The sequence below is a fragment of the Lactiplantibacillus xiangfangensis genome, from assembly GCF_001438845.1.
GTDB classification, from domain to species: Bacteria; Bacillota; Bacilli; order Lactobacillales; family Lactobacillaceae; genus Lactiplantibacillus; species Lactiplantibacillus xiangfangensis.
In genome coordinates this window covers 1-390 of sequence record NZ_JQCL01000085.1, presented here as the reverse complement: position 1 = coordinate 390, position 390 = coordinate 1, and the positions used below count along the sequence as shown (strand labels likewise).

General features: G+C 43.1%; 2 tRNA genes. Both read right to left on the bottom strand.

Features of this window, described 5'->3' with window-relative positions:
- Positions 1-78: 78 nt before the first annotated feature.
- Positions 79-151, bottom strand: a tRNA-Ala gene (locus IV64_RS11260).
- A gap of 44 nt (positions 152-195) precedes the next feature.
- Positions 196-270, bottom strand: a tRNA-Ile gene (locus IV64_RS11255).
- Positions 271-390: the final 120 nt, after the last annotated feature.

The following is a 390-nucleotide window of genomic DNA, read 5'->3' as shown; positions in this document are numbered from 1 at the left end:
CGGTTTCATTATGAAAAAATATATTTGATATTATCTAGTTTTCAAAGAACAAGTTTCAATGACGACCAACGTCGTCAATGGAGAATAACGGGTTCGAACCGTTGACCCCCTGCTTGCAAAGCAGGTGCTCTCCCAGCTGAGCTAATTCCCCATGAGGTATTCAATTAAAATGTAAGAACCGCTGGCGGCTCTTAATGGGCCTAAATGGACTTGAACCATCGACCTCACGCTTATCAGGCGTGCGCTCTAAACCAGCTGAGCTATAGGCCCAAAAAGCATTTATAAATTTGAGAGTTAGACCTCTCAAAACTAAACAAAGTTTCGACTAATGTGTAGGTTTCCGTAATATTCCTTAGAAAGGAGGTGATCCAGCCGCAGGTTCTCCTACGG